Source organism: Roseburia faecis (genome assembly GCF_001406815.1).
GTDB lineage: Bacteria > Bacillota > Clostridia > Lachnospirales > Lachnospiraceae > Roseburia > Roseburia faecis.
This window is the reverse complement of sequence record NZ_CVRR01000019.1, coordinates 214,474-236,927: the sequence shown is the minus strand read 5'-3', so window position 1 is coordinate 236,927 and position 22,454 is coordinate 214,474. Positions and strand designations below refer to the sequence as shown.

Sequence of the window (22,454 nt, the reverse complement as noted above, 5' to 3'; positions counted from 1 at the left end):
TTGTTGTGAGTGAGAAATATCAGGTTTCGTCTTCACCACATGTGCGTGCCAAGGACTCCACAAGCAGAGTTATGCTGTATGTGATCATCGCGTTGCTGCCGGCAACCCTGTTTGGTATCTGGAATTTTGGAATGCATGCATTACTTTTGATTTTAGTTACCATCGCAAGCTGTCTGGCTTCCGAATGGATTTTTGATAAGATCGTACATAAAAAAAACAGCCTGCCGGATCTGAGTGCGGTTGTCACCGGACTTCTTCTGGCACTGAACCTGCCGGCAGGACTTCCATGGTGGGAGGCTGTGATTGGCAGTGTATTTGCCATTGTCATTGTAAAGATGATGTTTGGCGGACTGGGACAAAACTTCATGAACCCGGCACTGGGTGGAAGATGTTTTCTGCTGATTGCCTTTGCCGCAGACATGACAAATTTCAAGAGTTCTAAGTTTGAGGCATATTCCGGGGCAACACCGCTTGCCATGATCAGAAATGAAGGACTTTCTTCCATCAATGTCATGGATATGCTGACCGGAAAGATTCCGGGAACCATCGGTGAGACATCCGTGATCGCAATCCTGATTGGTGCGATGATCCTGATTCTTCTGGGCGTTATCACATTACGGATTCCGGCTGCTTACCTGATTACATTTGCGGTATTTATGCTGATCTTTGGCAAGGAACCGATGAATGCCAATTATCTGGTTGCAGAACTGTGCGGTGGTGGTCTGATGCTTGGTGCATTCTTTATGGCAACCGATTATGTGACTTCACCGATTACACCGGGCGGTCAGATTATTTACGGTATCTGCTGTGGTCTGTTAACCGGTATTTTCCGCTGTTTCGGAGCAAATGCAGAGGGTGTTTCTTTTGCAATCATCCTGAGCAATATTTTAGTACCGATTATTGAGAAGTTTACAATTCCGAGAGCTTTTGGACTGGCAAAGGAGGCAAAGAAGAATGAATAAACAGATTATACATGACGCTTTGGTTTTGACAGCCTTTACCCTTGTGATCGGCGTGATTTTAGGGGCGGTATATGGAATTACAAAGGCTCCGATTGACAAAGCCAACGAGCAGACCAAAAAAGAAGCGTATCAGGCAGTGTTTGCGGATGCCTCTGGGTTCAACCAGCAGGAGTATGATGCGGATGCCGCAGACAAAATGGTTGCAGATGCAGGATATGACGATACGATTGACGATGTCGAGCAGGCCGTAGATAAAGATGGCAATGCACTGGGATATGTCATTACCGTTACCGCGAAAGACGGAAGCCAGGGAAGTATTACATTTTCCGTTGGTATCAAAAATGATGGAACCGTCAACGGATATTCGATTACCGATATTTCCGAGACACCGGGACTTGGTATGAAAGCAGAAGAGGAAGATTTCTACAGCCAGTTTGAAAACAAAACGGTAGACAAGTTTACGGTTGTAAAACAAAAACCGGCATCGGATGATCAGATTGAGGCAATTACCGGATCTACCATTACTTCAAAGGCAATGGCAAATGGCTGTAATGCAGCCATCTATTACTTCCAGAATGCGTTAGGAGGTGCTCAGTAATGAACAAGTATGTAGAACGTTTGTACAATGGTGTGATCAAAGAGAATCCTACCTTTGTCCTGATGCTTGGTATGTGTCCGACACTTGCGGTTACATCTTCAGCGATCAACGGACTTGGTATGGGACTTTCTACCCTTGTGGTACTGGTATTTTCCAACCTTTTGATTTCACTGTTCCGTAAGGTGATTCCAAACGGCGTGCGTATGCCGGCCTATATCGTGATTGTTGCATCACTTGTTACGGTCGTACAGTTTCTGATGCAGGCATATCTTCCAAGCCTTTCCAAGGCACTTGGTGTGTATATTCCGCTGATCGTTGTAAACTGTATCATTCTTGGCCGTGCAGAAAGCTATGCATCCAAGAATGGACCAATCGAATCTATTTTTGATGGAATCGGTATGGGACTTGGATTTACCATGGGTCTGACCATCATCGGACTGATCCGTGAGATCCTTGGTGCCGGAACCTTTTTCGGACTTCCGTTCCTTTCCGCAATCAAAGGATTTACTCCGATCACGATTTTCATCATGGCACCGGGAGCATTCCTTGTATTGGCATTCCTTGTAGCCGGAATGAATATTATCCGTAAAAAGATGGAAGCAAAGGGCAAACCGCTTGCAGAGCCGGCAGGATGTTTATCCGGAGACTGTGCACACTGTGGTCAGTCCGCACTTTGTACAGGAAAGAGTGCAGGAGCTTCTGATCAGGAACAGGCATAAGGAGGGAGAGAGACGATGAGTACATTAGCTGAACTGGTTTTGATCGCGGTAGGTTCTGCGATCGTAAACAACGTAGTATTGAGTCAGTTCCTTGGTATCTGTCCGTTCCTTGGTGTATCCAAGAAAACAGAGACAGCTGCTGGTATGGGAGGCGCCGTAATTTTCGTTATTACGATCTCTTCTTTCATTACCGGACTGATCTATAAATTTATTCTGGCCAATCCGTTTCTCGTGAAAAAGGGAATTGATCTGACCTATTTAAAGACCATTGTATTTATTCTGGTTATTGCAGCACTGGTACAGTTTGTAGAAATGTTTTTAAAGAAGAGCATGCCATCACTGTATCAGTCACTGGGTGTTTACCTGCCGCTGATTACTACAAACTGTGCGGTACTTGGTGTAGCCTTAAACTGTGTTACTTATGATTACAATCTCTTAGAGGGTGTTGTTTACGGATTTTCCACAGCATTTGGTTTCTTTATCGCAATCGTATTGATGGCGGGAATCCGTGAAAAAATTGAGTACAATGATATCCCGAAGACATTTAGGGGTACAGCGATTGTTCTGATCACTGCCTGCCTGATGTCCATTGCCTTTATGGGATTCTCAGGAATGATTTAGGAGGGAAAAGACGTATGATAACTGGAATTATTGTCGCAGCTGTTGTTGTCGGCTGCGTAGGAATTATTCTTGGATTTTTCCTCGGAATCGCTGGAGAAAAGTTCAAGGTAGAGACTGATCCGAGAGAGGATGCGATCTTAGAAGTTCTCCCGGGAAATAACTGTGGTGGCTGTGGATATGCCGGATGTTCCGGACTTGCTGCGGCAATCGCAAAGGGAGAGGCACCGGTCAATCAGTGTCCGGTTGGTGGAGAGCCGGTTGCCACAAAGGTTGGCGAGATCATGGGTGTTTCTGCCGGGGCTTCGGTAAAAAAAGTCGCTTTTGTCAAGTGTGCCGGAACCTGTGAGAAAGCAAAACAGGATTACGAGTATACCGGAGTGGAAGATTGTGCGGCAATGGCATTTGTTCCAAATGGCGGACCAAAGTCCTGCAATTATGGATGTCTGGGATTTGGAAATTGTGTGAAAGCATGTCCGTTTGATGCGATCCATGTCGTAGATGGTATTGCAAAAGTCGATCCAAAGGTCTGCAAGGCCTGCGGAAAATGTGTGGCTGCATGTCCGAAGCATCTGATTGAACTTGTACCATATGAGGCAATGCACCTCGTACAGTGCAGTTCCAAAGACAAGGGCAAGGATGTCATGAGTGCATGTTCCGTTGGATGTATCGGCTGTCATCTCTGTGAGAAGAACTGTCCGTCCGATGCGATTCATGTGGTAGACAACATTGCATACATCGATCAGGAAAAATGTACAGGCTGCGGAATCTGTGCAGAAAAGTGTCCGAAAAAGATTATTTTATAACAAGAAATAACCCCATGCAGGGTCAGCCTGCATGGGGTATTTTTATGCAGAGTTTTTCAGAACACGAAAATCAGGAGGCATGAAACTGTATGGAATCATCCCGGTTGATTCCGGAACTGCATGTAATTGTTCCGTCATCGGAGACAAAGATGGCTTCCACGCCATCGGTCTGTTCCACCAGCTGCATTCCCTTTTTTAATCCGAGGGAAAAACAGGTTGTGCTGAGTGCATCCCCGTCCATGGAGATGTCACTGATGATGGTTACCTGATAGAGATGGTTCTCGACCGGATATCCGGTCAAGGTGTCTAAAATATGGTGATACAGTTTGCCGTTGACCCGGTAATAGCGCTCATAAATACCGGAAGAAACAACCGAAGCATCGGATACGTTTAAGGTGCCAAGTGACGTACCGGTTTCGGAAAATGGTTTCTGGATACCAATGGTATAGGAAGAGTGATCTGCCTTTTTCCCAAGAGTCAGGACATTTCCCCCAAGGCTGATCACGCCGGAGGTGATTCCTTTTTTGTTCAGGAAACTTCGCATTTCATCCGCAATAAAACCTTTCGCAATTCCGCCAAGGTCAATTTTGGCTTGCGGATCTTTCAACCGCACCTGATTTCCTTTGATCTCAATATTTTTATAGTTGACATGTGCCAGTGCCGCTTCAATTTTTTCCGGGGAAGGGACAACCGATGCATCGACTTCGTTCTCATCGGATTTTGCGGTTTCTGCAATCTCTGAAAAATTCCACAGATCCGAGAGGGTACCGATGGTAATATCAAATGTTCCATCACTGATTTTTCCATACCGGATACCATCTTTGATCAGGGAGAGGGTATCGCTGCTGACTGTCACAAACTGGCCGTTTGCCTCGTTAATCTTTGAAACTTCACTGTCTGTGATGGTGTTTGAAAGTTTCTTTTCATAGTTTCCTGCCAGGGAAAAGCAATCATCCAATATCTTTTCATCACGGGTTCCATAGAGGGTAACCGTGATCATCGTATCAAAATAAAATCCCGTTTTGGATATTTTCCCGGAATTGGCAGAGCAGCCACAAAAAAGTGATGCAATAAGGCAAAGAAGCGTTGTTGGCAACAGAATGTATCTGATGTATTTTTGTTGTTTCATAAAAATCCTCTCCGTAAAATTTTATACAGATTAATATACTCCATTTTATGGCAGGCGGCAAGCTTTGTTGTTTTTTTTCGGAAGATATGGTAAAGTATTTAAAGGTATGCATAAGTAAAGAAAATCGAGGAATAAAGTACAATGGACAGTAAACTGAATTATAAACGTATTGTGATCAAAATCGGTTCTTCCTCTCTGACGCACGCAGAGACCGGCCGTTTAAATCTTGCCAAAATGGAACACCTGGTCAGGCAGCTGAGTGATCTGCACAATCAGGGAATGGATGTCTGTCTGGTAAGCTCCGGTGCGATTGCCGTGGGAAGGGCTGCCATGGGCGTGAAGGAACGTCCGTCCGAGACATCGGTAAAGCAGGCGTGTGCGGCTGTGGGACAGGCAAAACTGATGATGGTTTACCAGAAACTGTTTGCGGAATATTCACAGACCGCAGGGCAGATTCTGCTGACAAAAAATACAATGGTAAATCCGGTATCCCGTGCGAATGCAAAGAATACATTTGACGAACTGTTCCATCTCGGGGTGATTCCGGTCGTGAATGAGAACGATACGGTCAGTACCTATGAGATGCAGTTTGGTGACAATGATACGCTGTCGGCACTGGTCGCTTCCATGGTGGGGGCAGATCTTTTGATCCTGCTTTCCGATATTGACGGACTTTATACAGATGATCCGCACAAAAACCCGGAGGCAAGGCTGCTTAAAGTCGTGGATGCTATTGATGAAAACATTTATGGAATGGCAAAAGAATCTACAGGCAGCAATGTCGGAACCGGCGGGATGGCAACAAAACTTGCCGCAGCAAAGATTGCAACATTATCCGGAACGGATATGATCATTGCAAATGGCGGGGATGTCCGCATCCTGCAGGATATTTTCGAAAATGATTATGTGGGAACGTTATTTACGGCTAATGAAAATGCAAACTTTAACCTTGCAAATTATATTATGGAGACGATAGGCTGATGACAAACGAAAAAATTGCACGCATCAATGAATTATACAAAAAATCCAAAGCAGAAGGATTGAGCGAAGAAGAAAAGAAGGAACAGGCACTGCTGCGTCAGGAATATGTCGCTTCGGTAAAGGCAAATCTGCGCAATCAGCTTAACAATATTGACATGATGAATGCAGATGGATCTGTGGAAAATCTTGGAGAAAAATATGGATCAAAAACAACAACTTCGTAAACGGATGAAGGAAAAGAGAGACCGGATTTCTCCGCAGGAGAGGCGGCAGAAGAGCGCAAAAATCTGTGAGCGGCTGCTGTCGGCACCGGAGTATGCCAGATTTCAGAAAATTCTGGTTTATGCCGCGATTAGAAGCGAAGTCGAATTGCAGCTTTTCTGCGATCAGGCACTCCGGGACAGAAAGCAGATTTTTTTCCCGAAGGTGTGCGGGAAGGAAATGGAGTTTTACCGGATTGAGAATCCCGGACAGTTAAAAAAGGGAATGTTTTCTGTCCCGGAACCGGATGTCAAACAATATCCGCTTTCTTCTTTTGCAGAGAATGGGGAGGCATGGATTCTTGTCCCCGGTGTTGCATTCGACGAAAAGGGGATGCGGCTCGGATACGGAGGAGGATTTTACGATCGTTACCTGAAGCAGAAAGAAAATCTGCACAGGACAGGAATTGCGTTTGGAGAACAGATCGTCAAAAGAATTCCAACGGAAATACATGATCATCCTATGGATGATGTGATTACAGAACAACAATGGTATCGTCCGAAACGGACAACAGGAGGAGAATGACAATGGATGCAAAACTGCAGGAACTGTGCCGGCAGGCACATGAAGACCGGATCAGGGTTGGAATGCTGGATACCGATACAAAAAACAGAACACTCGAACTGGCTGCGGATGCGCTTATGGCACATGAGCAGGAAATTTTAGAGGCCAATGCAATAGATATGGAGCGGGGACGTGAGCGCAATATGCCACAGGGACTTTTAGACCGCCTGAAGCTGGATCATGACCGTCTTCTTGGAATGGCAGACGGACTCCGGCAGGTGGCGAAACTGGAAGATCCCATCGGGGAAGTGATGTCCATGCGAAAACGGCCGAATGGACTGATCATTGGAAAAGTGCGTGTAGCCATCGGTGTCGTTGGCATTATCTTTGAGGCCCGCCCGAATGTTACTTCCGATGCGTTCGGTCTGTGTTTTAAGTCCGGAAACTGTGCAATTTTAAAGGGTGGAAGTGATGCCATCCATTCGAACATTGCGATTGTTTCTGCCATGCAGGAGGCACTTCGCAGGATGAATATTCCAAAAGGGGCACTCAGTCTGATCGAGAGCACAGATCGGGAAACCACCAATGCGTTTATGAAAATGAAGGATTATGTGGATCTGCTGATTCCAAGAGGCGGCAGGGGATTGATCCAGAGTGTGGTAAATAATGCGACGATTCCGGTTATTGAAACCGGAACCGGAAACTGTCATGTTTATGTGGATCAGTTTGCTGATCAGGAGATGGCGGTCAATATCATTAAAAATGCAAAGACACAGCGGATCGGTGTATGCAATGCCTGCGAATCCATTGTGGTGCACCGGGCAATTGCAAAAGAGTTTCTTCCAAAGCTGTATGCAGCATTAAAAGAGTATGATGTGGAGATGCGCGGTGATTCCTATGCCGTCGAATGTCTGGGACCGGATCAGCCACTGGTAAAAGATGCGACAGAAGAAGACTGGGGAACGGAGTATCTGGATTATATTATGTCGGTAAAGATTGTAGACAGCCTGGACGAGGCAATCGCGCATATCAATAAGTACAATACCTCCCATTCTGAGGCAATTATAACCAAAAATTATGATGTGGCACAGAGATTTTTAAATGAAATTGATTCCGCCTGTGTCTATGTGAATGCATCCACCCGTTTTTCCGATGGAAATGAATTTGGTCTTGGCGCAGAGATCGGAATCAGCACACAGAAATTACATGCCAGAGGTCCGATGGGACTTGAGGCACTTACCAGTTATAAATATATTATTTATGGAAACGGTCAGGTACGTCCATAAAAGAAGAGCAGGAAAATAAGAGGATTATGAGAGATTTAGAAATAAATGGATTAACCGGGGAAGAAGAAACCAGACGGCAGTACGAATACATAGAAAAAGCCAGACAGTATGTGGCACAAAAGGAAAAAGAAGCGGGGCGCAAACTGACCTGCTGTGTCCATACGTTTGGGTGTCAGATGAATGCGAGGGACTCGGAGAAACTTTTAGGAATCCTGACGGACATCGGTTATGTGGAGACAGAGGATGAGCACGCGGACTTTGTGATTTACAATACCTGTACGGTGCGTGAAAATGCAAACAATAAGGTGTATGGACGCCTGGGGTATCTGTCAAACTTTAAAAAGAAAAATCCGCATATGATGATAGCACTCTGTGGCTGTATGATGCAGGAGCCGACGGTAGTGGAGAAGATCCGCAAATCCTACCGTTTTGTGGATCTGGTATTTGGGACACATAATATTTATAAATTTGCGGAGCTTTTATGCAATCGTATGGAATCGGATTCCATGATCATTGATATATGGAAGGATACGGATAAAATCGTGGAAGATCTTCCAATCCGGCGGAAGTTTTCTTTTAAATCCGGTGTCAATATCATGTTCGGATGTAATAATTTCTGCAGTTACTGTATCGTTCCTTATGTCAGGGGCCGCGAGCGCAGCCGGGAACCGAAAGATATCATCCGTGAGATTGAAGGACTGGTGGCAGATGGTGTGTGTGAAGTCATGCTGCTTGGACAGAATGTTAATTCTTACGGGAAAAATTTAGAGCAGCCAGTTACGTTTGCAGAGCTTCTCCGGGAAGTAAACAAGATCGAGGGATTAAAGAGAATCCGGTTTATGACTTCTCATCCGAAGGATCTGTCGGATGATCTGATCCTTGCCATGAAGGAATGTGATAAGGTATGCAAGCATATGCATCTGCCGCTGCAGTCCGGAAGCTCACGGATTTTAAAAATCATGAACCGGCATTATGATAAAGAACAGTATCTGACGATTGTAAAGAAACTTCGGGAGGCAATTCCGGATATTGCGCTGACGACCGATATTATTGTCGGATTCCCTGGAGAGACAGAAGAAGATTTCCAGGAAACGCTTGAAGTGGTAAAACAGGTGGAATATGACAGTGCGTTTACGTTTATATATTCCAAGCGGACCGGCACACCGGCCGCAGCCATGGAAGATCAGTGCGATCCGGCCGAAGTGAAACGGCATTTTGATCTGTTGTTAAAGGAAGTACAGCAGATCAGCGCAAAGAAAGCCATGGCACTGGAAGGAAAAGTGATGGAAGTGCTGGCAGAGGAACAGAATACGCAGGATGCTTCCCTGATTACCGGACGGCTTTCAAACAATTCGGTGGTGCATTTTCCGGGAACCCCGGATATGATTGGAAAACTGTTTATGGTAAAACTTACGGAATGTAAAGGTTTTTATTATCTGGGAGAGATCGCAGAGAATGCATAGAAAATTTGGCAAAAAAGATGTGATTTTTATCGGTGTGCTTCTTGGTATTTGTCTTATTGTACTGGGCGTCTGGTATTTTGCCGGAGGGAAACAGGGAGCTTTGGTGGTGGTGACGAGAGAGGGAGAAGTGTATGGAACCTATTCCCTGTCACAGCCGCAGACTGTAAAAATTAAAAATTCCAAAGGAAAAACCACGAATGTTCTGGTGATCCGCGATGGAAAAGCAGATATGAAAGAAGCGGACTGTCCGGACAAACTGTGTGTGCATCAGAAAGCGATTTCCGCGGAAAATGAAAGCATTGTCTGTCTGCCGAATCATGTGGTAGTGACCGTAACGAATTCGAAAAAAGAAGGGATGGATGGATTTGCACAGTAAACAGCTTTGGAGAAAAACGGCGTTTATGGGAGTGTTTCTCGCACTTGCCATGATCTGCAGTTATATAGAGATGCTGATTCCCTTTGATTTTGGAATTCCGGGAGTAAAACTCGGACTGACGAATATTGTGGTTGTTTTAATGCTGTATTCGATTGGAACGAAGGAGGCATTTTGTGTCTCTGTCATAAGAATTTTCATTGTCGGCATTTTGTTTGGCAATCTGATCGGAATTTTGTATTCCTTAGGCGGGGGAATCCTCAGTTTTCTTGTGATGGCACTCTTAAAAAAAGGAAACCACCTAGGCTGTATTTCCGTCAGTGTGGCCGGAGGAATTGCTCATAACATCGGGCAGATCCTTATAGCGGCGCTTGTTGTGTCCAGCCATTATGTGTTGTATTATTTTCCGGTACTTCTGATTGCCGGACTTCTTACGGGATTTCTGATCGGGCTTCTTGCACAGGAACTGATCGTGCGTCTGCGTTTTCTGACAGAAAAATATCACGAGTAGAACATCTGTTTGCATAATTGTATCTGCTGTGTTATGATAAATATCGTGAACGAACGAAAATGAGGAGAATGTTTTATGTACGCATATATCAAAGGTGAGCTTGCAGAAACCAATCCAGATCATATTGTGATAGAGACCGGGGGAATTGGATATCAGGTATTTATTTCCGGACAGACGTTTGAGTATCTTCCGGCAGTCGGTGAGGAGATTAAAGTGTATACGTATCTGTATCTGCGCGAGGATGCCATGATTCTCTATGGATTTCTGACCAAAGACGATCTGGAGCTTTTCAAACTTCTGATTTCTGTCAGCGGAATTGGTCCAAAGGGAGGACTTGCAATTCTTTCTGCGCTCAGTGCAGATGATCTGCGGTTTGCAGTATTGTCGGGAGATTCCAAGGCAATCTCGAAAGCTCCGGGAGTAGGAGCCAAGACAGCCCAGCGTGTGATTTTGGAATTAAAAGATAAGATGTCTTTGGAAGATGCTTTTGAAAAGAAGAGTGAGCATGTACAGACTTTAAAGATTTCCGGAAATGGTCAGGTCAGAAATGATGCGGTTATGGCACTTACGGCACTGGGATATTCCTCGGCGGAAAGTTTAAAGGCTGTATCCGCGGTGGAGATCACAGAAGAAATGGATGTGGAAGCAGTGCTGAAGGCAGCACTGAAACATATGTCGTTGTTGTAGTTTCGAGAAAGAAGATTTGGTATGGAAAAACGCGTGATTTCCACGCAGCTGCAGGAAGAAGATTATAAGATTGAATCGTCCCTTCGTCCGCAGAGGCTGGAGGATTACATTGGACAGGAAAAAATAAAATCAAATATGAAAGTCTACATTGAGGCGGCAAAAGCCCGGCAGGAGTCTTTGGACCATGTACTGTTTTATGGACCACCGGGACTTGGAAAGACAACGCTTGCAGGGATCATTGCAAATGAGATGGGTACCCACCTGAAAGTGACCTCGGGACCTGCAATTGCAAAACCGGGAGAGATGGCGGCGATCCTGAATAACCTTGCAGAAGGTGACATTTTGTTTGTGGACGAAATTCATCGGCTGAACCGTCAGGTGGAGGAAGTGCTGTATCCGGCAATGGAAGATTATGTGATTGACGTGATGATCGGAAAAGGAGAATCCGCCCGTTCCATCCGGCTGAATCTTCCGAAGTTTACGCTTGTCGGGGCTACGACACGGGCCGGAATGCTTTCGGCACCGCTTCGCGACCGTTTTGGTGTCGTCAGCCACATGGAATATTATACGGTGGAGGAACTTCGCACGATTATTTTGCAGTCGGCACAGGTACTGGATGTGGAAATTGATGAAAAAGGCGCTTACGAGCTTGCCCGCCGTTCCAGGGGAACTCCCCGTCTGGCAAACCGTCTGCTCAAGCGGGTGCGTGATTTTGCCCAGGTAAAGTATGACGGGAAGATTACCTATGAGGTGGCGGCGTTTGCACTGGATCTGCTTGAGGTAGATAAGATGGGACTGGATCAGAACGACAGGAACATTATCTTGACGATTATCGACAAGTTTGACGGCGGTCCGGTGGGACTGGATACGCTGGCAGCTTCGCTTGGTGAGGATTCCGGAACCATCGAAGATGTTTATGAACCGTATCTGGTCAAAAATGATTTCATCAACCGGACACCGAAGGGGCGCGTTGCAACGGCATTTGCCTATGAACATTTCGGGAGAACACCAAAATCCGAATAAGAGGTTGCTTTTCCTACTGCGGAATATTATAATAAAAAATATGACAGCAAAGAGGATGGTCCAAAACGGGAGGATAGGTTATGTCAGCAAAGACAAGTGCGGAAGTGGTAATTGATGGAAAGGTATATACGTTAAGCGGCTATGAAGGAGAGGAATATCTCCAGAAAGTAGCTTCTTATATTAACGGAAAGATCAATGAGTTTACTTCCATTGAAGAATACCGGCACATTCCTCTCAATATGAAAAATACACTGATCCAGCTGAATATTGCGGATGATTATTTTAAAGCAAAGGATCAGGTGGAAAAATTAGAACGGGACCTTGAAAATAAAGAAAAAGAAATTTACGATTTAAAGCACGATCTGATCTCTAATCAGGTAAAGACGGAGACGGCAGAAGAATCATTGAAGAAACTGGAACGGGACAATAAAGAACTTCTCCTGAACAAGGCGCGGTTAGAGGCAGCACTTGAGGACAAGCTTCTGGATGGAAAAGACAGCCCGAAAGAGTCTGAAAAAGAGAACATAAAGAAAAAATAAGAGGTTTCGAAACACAAAGGAAGGTATTCCTTTGTGTTTTTTCATCATAAGGAAAGAATATGAAAGAAAACAATCATACGACACAACAAAATACATTTGAACTGCTTGCACCGGCTGGATCGTTAGCCATTTTTAAGGCGGTTGTCGCGGCCGGCGCAGATGCCGTTTACGTGGGGGGAAGCAAATTTGGAGCCCGCGCATATGCAGATAATTTTTCCGATGAAGAATTACTAGAAGCACTGGACTATGCACATTTGTATGGACGCAGGGTCTATCTTACGGTCAACACGCTTTTAAAAAACAGTGAGATCGAACAGGTCTGTGCGTATCTGCAGCCGTTTTATGAACACGGTCTCGATGCGGTACTTGTACAGGATTTTGGGGTCCTGACAGCGATCCACGAGAGATTTCCGGATCTTGCGATTCATACAAGTACGCAGATGACAGTCACCGGTGTGGAGGCGGCCCGGCTTTTTTCAGGATACGGAGTGACCCGTATGGTCATGGCACGGGAACTTTCCCTGAATGAAATGAAACGGATCCGTGAAGAGACCGGTATGGAACTGGAAGCATTTGTACACGGGGCGCTGTGTTACTGTTATTCCGGACAGTGTTTGTTTAGCAGTATGCTTGGAGGAAGAAGCGGAAACCGCGGCAGATGTGCGCAGCCATGCAGGCTTCCTTACGCAGTGATGGATGAAAAGCACAGGGAATACAAAAAAGATGCTTATGTCTTAAGCCTCAAGGATATGTGTGGAATAAAGGATCTGCGTGGGCTGGCAGATGCAGGAGTCTATTCCTTGAAAATTGAGGGACGCATGAAACAGATCCCGTATGCTGCCGGTGTGGTTTCTTATTACCGCAAATATATTGACCTCTTTTTATCGGGACAGGAGACACAGGTTTCGGAAGGAGACTACCGGGCAGTGCTTGCGCTGGGAAACCGCTGTGGATTTACCGACGGATATTACCACAGGCACAATGGTTCTGATATGGTGACTTTTACAAAGCCAAATTACGAAAAAACGAATGAAGCCCTGCAGCAGCAAATTTTAAGAACCTATGAAAATGGTGCTGCCAAAATCCCTGTCCGGGGAGAGCTGGTTTTGCATCAGGGACAGGCTGCACATTACCGGGTAAAGACGCAAACGGTGTCTGCGGAAATTTCCGGCATGGAAGTTATGCAGGCGCAAAAGAAACCACTTCTGGCAGAAGACGTAAAAAGTCGTATGGAAAAGACCGGAGATACCCCGTTTGTTATGGAAGATTTATCCATAAGGATAGAAGACGGGGTGTTTCTTCCAAACGGAGCGCTCAATCAGCTGCGCAGGGAGGCATTGGCAGAACTGCAAAAAAAGATGCTGAAACCTTACCAGAGACAGGAGCATCCGCAGAAGGCGGCAGAGGAAAAACTTCCGGAGGCATGTGAGAAACGGGAAAAACGAAAGGAATGTGTTTTTGCAGTGACCGGGGAGCGCAGACAGCTTGCACCGGTTCTGGAAAGTTCCTGTGTCACTTCTGTCTGTCTGGATATGGAAGCTTATGACCGAAGCACAATTATGGAAGAATTAAAAGAAGATGCAAATGCTGTTATGCAAAAGGATAAAGAGGTTTATCTGGCGATGCCGCGTATCTTCCGTGCCGGAACGGCAGAATGGGTGCGGCAGATACTTCCGGATATAAAAAGAATGGGATTTGCCGGAGTTCTTGTGAGAAATTATGAAGAGATGGCATTGGCAAAGGAAACATTTTTGGGAAGTGAAATCATAACGGATCACAATCTGTATTGCTATAACGATCAGGCGGTTCGTGCATTTGCTGGGCAGGGAGTGACAAAAAATACGGTTCCGCTGGAACTAAACCGCAGCGAAATAAAACGGAGATATAACGAAGAAAGTACGATGATGCTTTACGGATATTATCCGCTTATGACAAGTGCACAGTGCGTACATGCCAATACCAGGGGCTGTGACAAAAAACGGGGGCTTTCTTATCTGAAAGACCGGTATCAGGTACAGTTTCCGGTAAAAAATTTCTGCACGTACTGCTATAATGTTGTTTATAATTCCCTGCCGGTTTTATTATTTTCCAATTTAGAGGAATTAAAAAAAGCAGGCATCCGTGATTTCCGGATGGATTTTACCATGGAATCTGCAAAAGAAACCAAAGCAATTCTGAAATTATATGAAGAGTTTGCAGCCGGCAGCCGCAGACAGTATCCGAAAGAATGGGAAAACCGTTATACCAACGGACACTATAAAAGAGGAGTGGAATAATGATCCATCTGATTGTTCAGGCTTCAAAATATCTGATGATCTTTTTGTTCCTGGTTTATACATTTGAGTGTTTTCATGTGTTTAAATTTGAGGGAGAGGAAGAAGAACAAAAACATATTTACCATGTGCAGAGAACACTGTTGTTTCTTTTTCATTTTGATGCCTTTCTTGTTTTGTATATTACAACAAAAAATTTTCAGCTGATCGGATTTTATCTCATGCAGGTGATTATCATTGCGGCAATCATCGGAACATATCATCTGTTTTACAAGCATGCATCCGAGCTGGTTCTCAATAATATGTGTATGTTACTTACGATTGGATTTGTTATCCTGACACGTATTTCTTTTGAAAAGGCATTCCGGCAGTTTATCTTTGTGTGCGCGGGTTTTGTGATTTCCCTGCTGATTCCCATGGTCTTGCAGAATATGACGCTGTTCCGTAAACTGACATGGGTATATGTGATTATAGGCATCGGTGCACTTGGTGTTGTTGCGGTTGCCGGACAGACAAGCTATGGGGCAAAACTGTCGCTGTCGATCGGACCTTTGACCATCCAGCCTTCGGAGTTTGTAAAAATTATTTTTGTCATGTTTATTGCATCCATGCTGTACCAGCGTCAGGATTTTCATCAGGTCATGGTGACAAGCATTTTTTCGGCTGTTTTTGTACTGATGCTGGTTGCATCCAAAGATCTCGGCGGAGCCCTTTTGTATTTTTTTACCTACCTGGTTATGGTTTATGTGGCGACGCGCAGATTTGTGTATTTCGGAGGTGGAATACTGGCAATGATCGTGGCGAGTCTGCTTGGGTACCGGCTGTTTGACCATGTACAGGCACGTGTGCAGGCATGGTCGAATCCGCTTGCAGTCATTGACGGGGCGGGGTATCAGGTATGCCAGTCTCTGTTTGCAATCGGTACCGGAGGCTGGTTTGGACTTGGTCTGGGACAGGGACTGCCGGAAAAAATACCGGTCGTGACAAAGGATTTTGTTTTTGCGGCAATCTCGGAAGAACTCGGGGGAGTCTTTGCACTGTGTCTGATCATGGTCTGTGTCAGCTGCTTTTTTATGATCATGAATGTTGCCATGAAACTTCGGGACAATTATTATCGTCTGACAGCGGTCGGACTTGGAACACTGTATGCTTTGCAGGTGTTTCTGACCATCGGCGGGGTCATCAAATTTATTCCGTCAACCGGAGTGACACTTCCACTGGTCAGCTATGGAGGCAGTTCTCTGTTATCGACTATGATTGTGTTTGGCATTATACAGGGACTATACATCATGCAGTTTGACGGCCGGACGCAGAAAAAAGAACAGAAACGAAGAAGAGGCAGAAAAGAATGAGAAGAAAAAAGAAAAAGATAAAGAAAAGTAATAAAGAATTTCTTGTTATTATGTATCTGTTCCTGGCAGTGTTTCTGTCTATGATGATTTATTTTGTCTATTTTCAGGTATGTAAGAGTGAATCGTTTATCAACAGTCCGTATAATTCCCTGCAGGATCTGTTTTCGGATCATGTGATCCGTGGGGATATTGTATCTGCAGACGGCAAAGTACTTGCCACAACAAAAGTATCCGCAGACGGAACACAGACCAGAAGCTATCCGCAGGGACGCATGTTTGCCCATGCAGTTGGTTATGCGGTGAATGGAAAAGCGGGACTGGAAAACCAGGAAAATTTTTCTTTGTTGCGTTCCCATGAGTTTTTCCTTAAGAGAATCGCAGATGATATTTCAGATAAGAAGGCACAGGGGGATACGGTTGTCACGACGCTGGATGCACAGATTCAGCAGGTGGCATACAAATCTCTTGGAAATTATCAGGGAGCTGTGATTGTTATGGAACCGGATACCGGAAAAATCATTGCAATGGTGTCAAAACCGGACTATGATCCCAATACGGTAAAAAAGGACTGGAGCAGTCTGACGGCGGAGGGAAGCACGGTGCTTTACAATCGCGCCACGCAGGGAAAATATGCGCCGGGATCGGTGTTTAAGATCTTAACGACCCTGGAGTATTATCGTGAGAATCCTTCTGCCTATGACCAGTATGCGTTTGACTGCAGTGGTTCTATTTCGGTTGACGGGCAGACCATTCACTGTGCGGGAAATAAGCATCACGGTCAGGAAACATTAAAGAGTTCCTTTTCTAATTCCTGCAATTCTTCGTTTGCCAATATTTCACTGTCACTGAACCGAGAGAAATTTAAACAGACCTGTGACAGCATGCTGTTTAATCAAAATCTTCCGATTGCTTTTGAGTCCGGGAAAAGCAGTTTTTCTTTAAATAAAAATGACAGCAATGCAATGGCGATGGAAACGGGAATCGGTCAGGGAAAAACACTGGTTTCGCCACTGCATATGGCGCTGATAGCAAGTGCCGTGGATCATGATGGAATTCTGATGCGTCCGTATCTGGTGAATAATATACAAAATGATTCCGGGGTTGAAGTAAGCAGCAATAAACCGAAAACTTATGCGACACTGATGACGGAGACGGAAGCCGGTTTGTTACAGCAGTATATGCGTGCAGTTGTTACAGATGGAACGGGAAGAAAATTATCCGGACAGTCTTATGAAGCTTCCGGCAAAACAGGAACGGCGCAGGTATCGGACACGTCGGATCAGACAAATGCCTGGTTTGTGGGATATGCAAAGAAGGATGGCTATAAAGATATCGCAATCGCAGTCGTTGTGGAGAACAGTGGTGCGGGCAGTACGTACGCGGTTCCAGTTGCAAAGAACGTATTTGACGTATATTTTAACAGATGATATACTTGCTATGAAAATAATGAATGTTTGCACATATATGTGCAGTTTTCGCACACGGGAGGATTGCAATGATTGAAGCAATAAGCTGTGGCGGAGTGGTAATCTTTCGTGGCAAGATTCTGCTTTTGTACAAGAATTACAGAAACAGATATGAAGGCTGGGTATTGCCAAAAGGAACTGTGGAGCAGGGAGAAGAGTATAAGGATACGGCAATTCGCGAGGTTTTGGAAGAAACCGGAGCAACTGCAACCATTATTCAGTACGTGGGAAAAAGCCAGTATTCATTTACCATTCCTGAGGATACGGTCGAGAAATCGGTTCACTGGTATCTGATGATGGGCGAAAGTTATTATAGTAAGCCGCAAAGAGAAGAATATTTTACAGATTCCGGGTATTATAAATACCATGAAGCATATCATTTGTTGAAATTTTCGAATGAAAAACAGATTTTGGAGAAAGCTTATAATGAGTATCTGGATCTGAAAAAAAGTAACTTATGGGGAACACATAAGTATTTTTAGAAAGGATAATCTGCATGAAATGGTATGAGGATCTTTATGTCGGCGATTCCATTGCGGACAAAGCCAATCGAATAAAGTGGAAGATTAACCATCATGCAGGAACAGTCTCTATCTATGTGATTGCGTTTGCATCCAACCGGCAGAATCTGCTGGATATTATACCGGCGTGGGAACTGATGCAGAAATCTTATCCGGGGAAAAAACAAATGCAGATCATCGGTCTGGCAAAAGGTTATGCGGAAGCTCTGGAGCTGGTGTGCAGTATTATAGAGGAAGTATATCAGAATACAGGGGATGTGGATGTAAAATCTTATTTACGGGGCCGGAAACGGAGGAGACAGGTATGAGTGTTTTCCTTCTGATTCTGAAAATCATAGGAATTGTTTTGCTGGTGATTTTAGGACTGATTGTTGTCATTGCTCTTTTGGCATTATTTTGTCCATTCGTGTATCGTGTGAAAGGTTCCTACCATGAAAAAAATCTGCAACTGCAGGTCCGGATCTGGTGGCTTGGCCGTCTGCTGGGGCTCTGTGCAGATACCGCGGAAGAGGGATTCCACACGTATGCGCGGATTTTTGGATTTCGAAAGGAACTGCATCTGCAGAAAGAAAAAGAAGATTCCGCGGATTTTAATAAGCCGGTGCAGGAAGACTCTCCGCAGGAAGGGACAAAAGACCGGGAGACTGAAGTGGCACCGTCTCTTACGGCAATGGAAAATACATCCCAAACATCTGCGCAGCAATTGACAGATCCGGAGGAGACAATTCTCTGTCATCCGGACAAAAAAAAGAAAACGTTTTTTCCGGGCAGGATTGCAGGTTTTATCTGGAAGTTCCCGGAAAAGATCCGGAATATTTTGCAAAAGATTCTTTATTTTTTGAGAAATATACAGACATTCTGGAAAAAAGGAACGCGAACGTGCCGGAAATGGTATCGTTTTTTCAATGACGAGAAAAATAAAAAAGCGTTTTCTAATATCTGGAAACAGCTGGAACACCTGGTTGTTTCAGTTTTGCCGAAACGGCTGAAGCTTTGGCTGAAATATTCTACCGGATCGCCGGATACTACCGGGCAGGTGCTTGGTATTCTTGCAATATTTCCGGTCGGATACCGGAATCACTGGAATATTATTCCGGATTTTACGGCAGAAGAATTTTATGCAGAAGCAGATTTTACAGTACACGGCAGGATTTTCGGAGTTCAGATTCTTGCTCTGGCACTGCGAATAATTCTTGATAAGAATTGCCGGAGACTATATAATAGATTTAAGCATATGAAGTAGAATGGGTAAGGAGGTTTTACCATGGCAGATAACAGTTTTAATAATACAGTAGAATCCTTATTTAAAGGAATGGACAGCTTTATCACAACAAAGACCGTAGTAGGAGATGCAATTCATATCGGAGATACGATTATTCTTCCTCTGGTAGATGTATCTTTTGGTGTTGCGGCAGGAGCGTTTTCACAGGAAAAGAAAAATAACGGTGCCGGAGGTATGGGTGGAAAAATCAATCCGAGTGCGGTTCTTGTCATCCAGAATGGAGTAACAAAACTTGTGAATATCAAAAATCAGGATGGAATGACAAAGATCCTTGACATGGTTCCGGATTTTATCAATAAATTTACATCCGGAAAAGATACGGATGATATCATTGACGATGTTGTTTCGGATGATACGGACAATGAATAGAAAAAACAGAATCATATAAAACCGGGAGAGCATATATTAGAAATGATATATGCTTTTTTGGTGGGAAAAATGAAACGGGTATGGGGATATACATTGTTCTGGATGGGAATCGGAATGCTGATCATGTTTTTTGTAGGTGGCGGGCTGCTGGGGGTTCTGCTGATTGCCGGAACCATGCTTGTTTCCTATCTGTTGTTTTCCTGCTGATTGCGGCACAAAAAAAGAACCGTCATACAACGGTTCTTATATTTGCTTACTAAGCTCTCTCAACTTTTCCGGATCTAAGGCAGGAAGCACAAACATATAACTTCTGTGGTACTCCGTTTACCTTACAACTTACACGTTTGATGTTTGATTTCCAAACTCTATTAGATCTTCTATGAGAATGGCTGACATTATTTCCGTAATGTACACCCTTTTCACAAATTGCACACTTTGCCATGATTTTGCACCTCCTTGCATTTCACTAAGCTTTTTCAAGCTCACAACATAAGATATATTAACAGATTCCTTCTGTAAATGCAAGAAAAACTTATAAAAAAATGAAATAAATTACATTTGGTTTACATTTGCAGGAAAAATGGTTATAATACGAGTAACTATGATGTAATACCTATGAGATGGTTTACGAATATTGGAGGTACAAGTATGAAGGGACAGATAGATACCCAATATGGAAAGGTTTTGGTGGAAGATGATGTCATTGCCACTTACGCAGGTTCTGTTGCGGTAGAATGTTTTGGTATTGTCGGTATGGCAGCTGTTAATATGAAAGACGGACTGGTGAAGCTGCTGAAAAGGGATTATCTGACACATGGTATCAGTGTCACAATTGAAGATGAAAATCTGATCAATATTGATTTTCATGTGATTGTCGCTTACGGCGTAAGCATTTGCACAGTTTCTGACAACCTGATCGAGACTGTAAAGTATAAAGTGGAGTCATTTACGGGCATGAAGATCAATAAGATCAATATCTACGTCGAAGGCGTCCGCGTGATTGACTAGGGAGGATAAGAAATTGGAGATTACAAGTATCAATACGGAGAGTTTGTCCAGAATGTTCCTTGCAGGTGCAAAGAATCTGGAGGCAAAAAAGGAATGGATCAATGAACTGAATGTTTTCCCGGTTCCGGATGGAGATACCGGTACAAACATGTCAATGACGATCATGTCAGCAGCACGTGAAGTCGGTGCGTTGTCCAATCCGACAATGAAAGAACTTGCAAAAGCAATTTCTTCCGGTTCCCTTCGTGGGGCAAGAGGTAATTCCGGCGTTATTTTATCCCAGCTGTTCCGCGGTTTCTGTAAAGTTATCAAAGAGTATGATGAGGTAGATGTTTCTGTTTTATGTGATGCATTCCAGAAAGCGGTAGAAACAGCATACAAAGCAGTTATGAAGCCAAAAGAGGGAACGATTCTTACCGTTGCAAAGGGTGCGGCAGACAAAGCGCTTGATCTGGCACAGGAGACAGAGGATCTGGTTTATTTCTGCGATGAAGTGATCAAACATGCGGAGTATGTTTTAAGTCAGACTCCGGAAATGCTTCCGGTCTTAAAGCAGGCAGGGGTAGTGGATTCCGGCGGACAGGGACTGGTTCAGGTGTTAAAGGGAGCCTATGATTCCCTTCTCGGAAAAGAAATTGATTATTCCATTGAGGAGACTCCGGCATCTGCAGGCACGGCAAAAGTTTCAGAACCGGCTGAGCAGGAGATTAAATATGGTTACTGCACGGAGTTTATTATTGTATTAACACGTCCATTGTCTGAAAAAGAAGAAAAGGAATACAAATCTTATCTGGAATCTATCGGAGATTCGATTGTTGTGGTAGCAGACGATGAGGTTGTAAAGACTCACGTACATACCAACGATCCGGGACTTGCCATTCAAAAGGCACTGACCCATGGTTCTCTTACAAAGATCAAGATCGACAATATGCGTGAGGAACATCAGGAAAAGCTGATTAAGGATGCCGAAAAAGCGGCTGCCCGGCAGAAGGAGCAGGAGGCAGAGAAAGAGGAACCCCGCAAGCCAATGGGATTTATTGCCGTTTCCATCGGTGAGGGAATGAATGAGATTTTCCGCGGACTGGGAGCAGACTATCTGATCGAGGGTGGACAGACCATGAATCCGAGCACAGAAGACATGCTTGCAGCGATTGATCATGTAAATGCAGATCATATCTTTATTCTGCCAAACAATAAAAATATCATTATGGCGGCAAATCAGGCAGCGGAGCTGACAGAGGATAAAGATATTATTGTACTTCCGACCAAGACAATTCCACAGGGAATTGTGGCTCTGGTAAATTATATTCCGGATTATACTGCGGAGGAAAATAAGGAAGCCATGCTGGCAGAACTCGATAGTGTAAAGACCGGTCAGGTGACCTATGCGGTTCGCGACACTGAAATTGATGGCATGCAGATCAGACAGAATGACTATATGGGAATTGGCGATAAGGCAATTCTTGCGGTCGGCACGGATCTGAAAGAGACAACCATGAAGATGATTGATGCGATGGTAGATGAGGATTCTGCAATTGTCAGCATTTATTATGGTGCGGATGAGACAGAAGAGCATGCACAGGAAATCGGAAAAATGATCGAAGAAAAGTATCCGGATGTTGAGGTAGAGATCAACTGTGGTGGTCAGCCGATTTACTATTTTGTTATTTCTGTAGAATAAAAGTTACTATTTATGCAGCACAGAAACGAATAAGGAGCAGAT

The 22,454-nt window shown here is 44.4% G+C and carries 27 protein-coding genes; 25 read left to right on the top strand and 2 right to left on the bottom strand.

What is annotated here, in order from left to right; all coding sequences use genetic code 11:
* The first annotated feature begins 5 nt into the window (after nt 1-5).
* Genes M72_RS08295 through rnfB form a run of 5 tightly spaced genes read left to right on the top strand, consistent with a single transcriptional unit; the run spans nt 6 to nt 3,703 of the window.
* Nucleotides 6-962 carry an RnfABCDGE type electron transport complex subunit D gene (locus tag M72_RS08295; protein WP_055067875.1) on the top strand — a complete coding sequence of 319 codons (957 nt, stop codon included), beginning with the start codon at nt 6-8 and terminating at the stop codon, nt 960-962.
* On the top strand, nt 955-1,560 hold the full coding sequence (locus tag M72_RS08290) for an RnfABCDGE type electron transport complex subunit G (RefSeq protein WP_055067874.1): 606 nt from the start codon (nt 955-957) through the stop codon (nt 1,558-1,560). The genes M72_RS08295 and M72_RS08290 overlap by 8 nt, the downstream gene beginning before the upstream one ends.
* On the top strand, nt 1,560-2,279 hold the full coding sequence (gene rsxE, locus M72_RS08285) for an electron transport complex subunit RsxE (RefSeq protein ID WP_022046608.1): 720 nt from the start codon (nt 1,560-1,562) through the stop codon (nt 2,277-2,279). The genes M72_RS08290 and rsxE overlap by 1 nt, the downstream gene beginning before the upstream one ends.
* Nucleotides 2,280-2,294: 15 nt before the next feature.
* Nucleotides 2,295-2,900, top strand: a complete 606-nt coding sequence (locus tag M72_RS08280; RefSeq protein ID WP_022046607.1) for an electron transport complex protein RnfA — start codon at nt 2,295-2,297, stop codon at nt 2,898-2,900.
* A gap of 14 nt (nt 2,901-2,914) precedes the next feature.
* Nucleotides 2,915-3,703, top strand: coding sequence for an RnfABCDGE type electron transport complex subunit B (gene rnfB, locus M72_RS08275; protein ID WP_055067873.1), 789 nt, complete (start codon nt 2,915-2,917; stop codon nt 3,701-3,703).
* A 70-nt stretch (nt 3,704-3,773) separates the two neighbouring features.
* On the opposite strand, the gene M72_RS08270 is transcribed toward rnfB, so the two are convergent.
* On the bottom strand, nt 3,774-4,832 hold the full coding sequence (locus M72_RS08270) for an FAD:protein FMN transferase (protein ID WP_070103566.1): 1,059 nt from the start codon (nt 4,830-4,832) through the stop codon (nt 3,774-3,776).
* Between the two features lie 141 nt (nt 4,833-4,973).
* Between M72_RS08270 and proB the strand changes: the two genes are divergently transcribed.
* The 18 genes from proB to M72_RS17130 all read left to right on the top strand — a co-directional run bounded on the left by proB (nt 4,974) and on the right by M72_RS17130 (nt 19,930).
* Nucleotides 4,974-5,813, top strand: coding sequence for a glutamate 5-kinase (gene proB / locus M72_RS08265; protein WP_055067872.1), 840 nt, complete (start codon nt 4,974-4,976; stop codon nt 5,811-5,813).
* The gene (locus tag M72_RS08260; RefSeq protein ID WP_055067871.1) at nt 5,813-6,037 is read left to right on the top strand and encodes a DUF896 domain-containing protein; all 225 of its coding nucleotides are present in this window, start codon (nt 5,813-5,815) and stop codon (nt 6,035-6,037) included. The genes proB and M72_RS08260 overlap by 1 nt, the downstream gene beginning before the upstream one ends.
* The gene (locus M72_RS08255; protein WP_055067870.1) at nt 6,012-6,599 is read left to right on the top strand and encodes a 5-formyltetrahydrofolate cyclo-ligase; all 588 of its coding nucleotides are present in this window, start codon (nt 6,012-6,014) and stop codon (nt 6,597-6,599) included. Before M72_RS08260 ends, M72_RS08255 begins: the two co-directional genes overlap by 26 nt.
* A 2-nt stretch (nt 6,600-6,601) precedes the next feature.
* Nucleotides 6,602-7,864 (top strand): glutamate-5-semialdehyde dehydrogenase, encoded by a 1,263-nt coding sequence (locus M72_RS08250; RefSeq protein ID WP_022046601.1) that lies wholly within the window; start codon nt 6,602-6,604, stop codon nt 7,862-7,864.
* A 26-nt stretch (nt 7,865-7,890) separates the two neighbouring features.
* A complete protein-coding gene (gene miaB, locus M72_RS08245) occupies nt 7,891-9,327 on the top strand; it encodes a tRNA (N6-isopentenyl adenosine(37)-C2)-methylthiotransferase MiaB (RefSeq protein WP_055067869.1) in 1,437 nt (478 codons plus the stop codon).
* On the top strand, nt 9,320-9,703 hold the full coding sequence (locus tag M72_RS08240) for a NusG domain II-containing protein (protein ID WP_055067868.1): 384 nt from the start codon (nt 9,320-9,322) through the stop codon (nt 9,701-9,703). The genes miaB and M72_RS08240 overlap by 8 nt, the downstream gene beginning before the upstream one ends.
* Nucleotides 9,687-10,211, top strand: a complete 525-nt coding sequence (locus M72_RS08235) for a Gx transporter family protein (RefSeq protein WP_055067867.1) — start codon at nt 9,687-9,689, stop codon at nt 10,209-10,211. The genes M72_RS08240 and M72_RS08235 overlap by 17 nt, the downstream gene beginning before the upstream one ends.
* Nucleotides 10,212-10,286: 75 nt before the next feature.
* Nucleotides 10,287-10,898, top strand: a complete 612-nt coding sequence (gene ruvA, locus M72_RS08230) for a Holliday junction branch migration protein RuvA (protein WP_022046597.1) — start codon at nt 10,287-10,289, stop codon at nt 10,896-10,898.
* Between the two features lie 21 nt (nt 10,899-10,919).
* Nucleotides 10,920-11,921, top strand: a complete 1,002-nt coding sequence (gene ruvB, locus M72_RS08225) for a Holliday junction branch migration DNA helicase RuvB (protein ID WP_022046596.1) — start codon at nt 10,920-10,922, stop codon at nt 11,919-11,921.
* Nucleotides 11,922-12,001: 80 nt separating this feature from the next.
* On the top strand, nt 12,002-12,460 hold the full coding sequence (locus M72_RS08220) for a cell division protein ZapA (RefSeq protein WP_055067866.1): 459 nt from the start codon (nt 12,002-12,004) through the stop codon (nt 12,458-12,460).
* Between the two features lie 59 nt (nt 12,461-12,519).
* Nucleotides 12,520-14,736 (top strand): U32 family peptidase, encoded by a 2,217-nt coding sequence (locus tag M72_RS08215; protein ID WP_055067865.1) that lies wholly within the window; start codon nt 12,520-12,522, stop codon nt 14,734-14,736.
* Nucleotides 14,736-16,085, top strand: a complete 1,350-nt coding sequence (locus M72_RS16800; RefSeq protein ID WP_055067864.1) for an FtsW/RodA/SpoVE family cell cycle protein — start codon at nt 14,736-14,738, stop codon at nt 16,083-16,085. The genes M72_RS08215 and M72_RS16800 overlap by 1 nt, the downstream gene beginning before the upstream one ends.
* Entirely contained in the window at nt 16,082-17,512 is a 1,431-nt protein-coding gene (locus tag M72_RS16795) for a penicillin-binding transpeptidase domain-containing protein (RefSeq protein WP_261291805.1), read from the top strand. Before M72_RS16800 ends, M72_RS16795 begins: the two co-directional genes overlap by 4 nt.
* A 68-nt stretch (nt 17,513-17,580) precedes the next feature.
* Nucleotides 17,581-18,033, top strand: a complete 453-nt coding sequence (locus M72_RS08200) for an NUDIX hydrolase (protein ID WP_022046591.1) — start codon at nt 17,581-17,583, stop codon at nt 18,031-18,033.
* Between the two features lie 14 nt (nt 18,034-18,047).
* Nucleotides 18,048-18,380, top strand: a complete 333-nt coding sequence (locus M72_RS08195) for a hypothetical protein (RefSeq protein ID WP_055067863.1) — start codon at nt 18,048-18,050, stop codon at nt 18,378-18,380.
* Nucleotides 18,377-19,315: a hypothetical protein gene (locus M72_RS08190; RefSeq protein ID WP_055067862.1), complete on the top strand. Its 939-nt coding sequence runs from the start codon at nt 18,377-18,379 to the stop codon at nt 19,313-19,315. The genes M72_RS08195 and M72_RS08190 overlap by 4 nt, the downstream gene beginning before the upstream one ends.
* Nucleotides 19,316-19,336: 21 nt before the next feature.
* Nucleotides 19,337-19,723 (top strand): GerW family sporulation protein, encoded by a 387-nt coding sequence (locus tag M72_RS08185; protein WP_022046588.1) that lies wholly within the window; start codon nt 19,337-19,339, stop codon nt 19,721-19,723.
* Nucleotides 19,724-19,792: 69 nt separating this feature from the next.
* On the top strand, nt 19,793-19,930 hold the full coding sequence (locus tag M72_RS17130) for a hypothetical protein (RefSeq protein ID WP_022046587.1): 138 nt from the start codon (nt 19,793-19,795) through the stop codon (nt 19,928-19,930).
* Nucleotides 19,931-19,979: 49 nt separating this feature from the next.
* On the opposite strand, the gene rpmB is transcribed toward M72_RS17130, so the two are convergent.
* Nucleotides 19,980-20,165, bottom strand: coding sequence for a 50S ribosomal protein L28 (gene rpmB / locus M72_RS16380; protein WP_022046586.1), 186 nt, complete (start codon nt 20,163-20,165; stop codon nt 19,980-19,982).
* 206 nt (nt 20,166-20,371) lie between these two features.
* Here rpmB and M72_RS08180 point away from each other — a divergent pair, with 206 nt between their 5' ends.
* Nucleotides 20,372-20,731 carry an Asp23/Gls24 family envelope stress response protein gene (locus tag M72_RS08180; RefSeq protein WP_022046585.1) on the top strand — a complete coding sequence of 120 codons (360 nt, stop codon included), beginning with the start codon at nt 20,372-20,374 and terminating at the stop codon, nt 20,729-20,731.
* Between the two features lie 13 nt (nt 20,732-20,744).
* The gene (locus tag M72_RS08175; RefSeq protein ID WP_055067861.1) at nt 20,745-22,412 is read left to right on the top strand and encodes a DAK2 domain-containing protein; all 1,668 of its coding nucleotides are present in this window, start codon (nt 20,745-20,747) and stop codon (nt 22,410-22,412) included.
* The last annotated feature ends 42 nt before the right edge of the window (nt 22,413-22,454 follow it).

Excerpts from the sequence above, each read along its gene's own strand:
- M72_RS08190 (WP_055067862.1), top strand. The coding sequence starts at position 18,377 with ATGAGTGTTTTCCTTCTGATTCTGAAAATCATAGGAATTGTTTTGCTG.
- M72_RS17130 (WP_022046587.1), top strand. The coding sequence starts at position 19,793 with ATGAAACGGGTATGGGGATATACATTGTTCTGGATGGGAATCGGAATG.
- M72_RS16800 (WP_055067864.1), top strand. The coding sequence starts at position 14,736 with ATGATCCATCTGATTGTTCAGGCTTCAAAATATCTGATGATCTTTTTG.
- rnfB (WP_055067873.1), top strand. The coding sequence starts at position 2,915 with ATGATAACTGGAATTATTGTCGCAGCTGTTGTTGTCGGCTGCGTAGGA.
- M72_RS08240 (WP_055067868.1), top strand. The coding sequence starts at position 9,320 with ATGCATAGAAAATTTGGCAAAAAAGATGTGATTTTTATCGGTGTGCTT.
- M72_RS08290 (WP_055067874.1), top strand. The coding sequence starts at position 955 with ATGAATAAACAGATTATACATGACGCTTTGGTTTTGACAGCCTTTACC.
- M72_RS08185 (WP_022046588.1), top strand. The coding sequence starts at position 19,337 with ATGGCAGATAACAGTTTTAATAATACAGTAGAATCCTTATTTAAAGGA.
- M72_RS08195 (WP_055067863.1), top strand. The coding sequence starts at position 18,048 with ATGAAATGGTATGAGGATCTTTATGTCGGCGATTCCATTGCGGACAAA.
- M72_RS08260 (WP_055067871.1), top strand. The coding sequence starts at position 5,813 with ATGACAAACGAAAAAATTGCACGCATCAATGAATTATACAAAAAATCC.
- M72_RS08270 (WP_070103566.1), bottom strand. The coding sequence starts at position 4,832 with ATGAAACAACAAAAATACATCAGATACATTCTGTTGCCAACAACGCTT.
- rsxE (WP_022046608.1), top strand. The coding sequence starts at position 1,560 with ATGAACAAGTATGTAGAACGTTTGTACAATGGTGTGATCAAAGAGAAT.
- M72_RS08255 (WP_055067870.1), top strand. The coding sequence starts at position 6,012 with ATGGATCAAAAACAACAACTTCGTAAACGGATGAAGGAAAAGAGAGAC.
- M72_RS08280 (WP_022046607.1), top strand. The coding sequence starts at position 2,295 with ATGAGTACATTAGCTGAACTGGTTTTGATCGCGGTAGGTTCTGCGATC.
- M72_RS08250 (WP_022046601.1), top strand. The coding sequence starts at position 6,602 with ATGGATGCAAAACTGCAGGAACTGTGCCGGCAGGCACATGAAGACCGG.
- M72_RS16795 (WP_261291805.1), top strand. The coding sequence starts at position 16,082 with ATGAGAAGAAAAAAGAAAAAGATAAAGAAAAGTAATAAAGAATTTCTT.
- M72_RS08180 (WP_022046585.1), top strand. The coding sequence starts at position 20,372 with ATGAAGGGACAGATAGATACCCAATATGGAAAGGTTTTGGTGGAAGAT.
- M72_RS08200 (WP_022046591.1), top strand. The coding sequence starts at position 17,581 with ATGATTGAAGCAATAAGCTGTGGCGGAGTGGTAATCTTTCGTGGCAAG.
- ruvB (WP_022046596.1), top strand. The coding sequence starts at position 10,920 with ATGGAAAAACGCGTGATTTCCACGCAGCTGCAGGAAGAAGATTATAAG.
- rpmB (WP_022046586.1), bottom strand. The coding sequence starts at position 20,165 with ATGGCAAAGTGTGCAATTTGTGAAAAGGGTGTACATTACGGAAATAAT.
- ruvA (WP_022046597.1), top strand. The coding sequence starts at position 10,287 with ATGTACGCATATATCAAAGGTGAGCTTGCAGAAACCAATCCAGATCAT.
- proB (WP_055067872.1), top strand. The coding sequence starts at position 4,974 with ATGGACAGTAAACTGAATTATAAACGTATTGTGATCAAAATCGGTTCT.
- M72_RS08235 (WP_055067867.1), top strand. The coding sequence starts at position 9,687 with ATGGATTTGCACAGTAAACAGCTTTGGAGAAAAACGGCGTTTATGGGA.
- miaB (WP_055067869.1), top strand. The coding sequence starts at position 7,891 with ATGAGAGATTTAGAAATAAATGGATTAACCGGGGAAGAAGAAACCAGA.
- M72_RS08220 (WP_055067866.1), top strand. The coding sequence starts at position 12,002 with ATGTCAGCAAAGACAAGTGCGGAAGTGGTAATTGATGGAAAGGTATAT.
- M72_RS08215 (WP_055067865.1), top strand. The coding sequence starts at position 12,520 with ATGAAAGAAAACAATCATACGACACAACAAAATACATTTGAACTGCTT.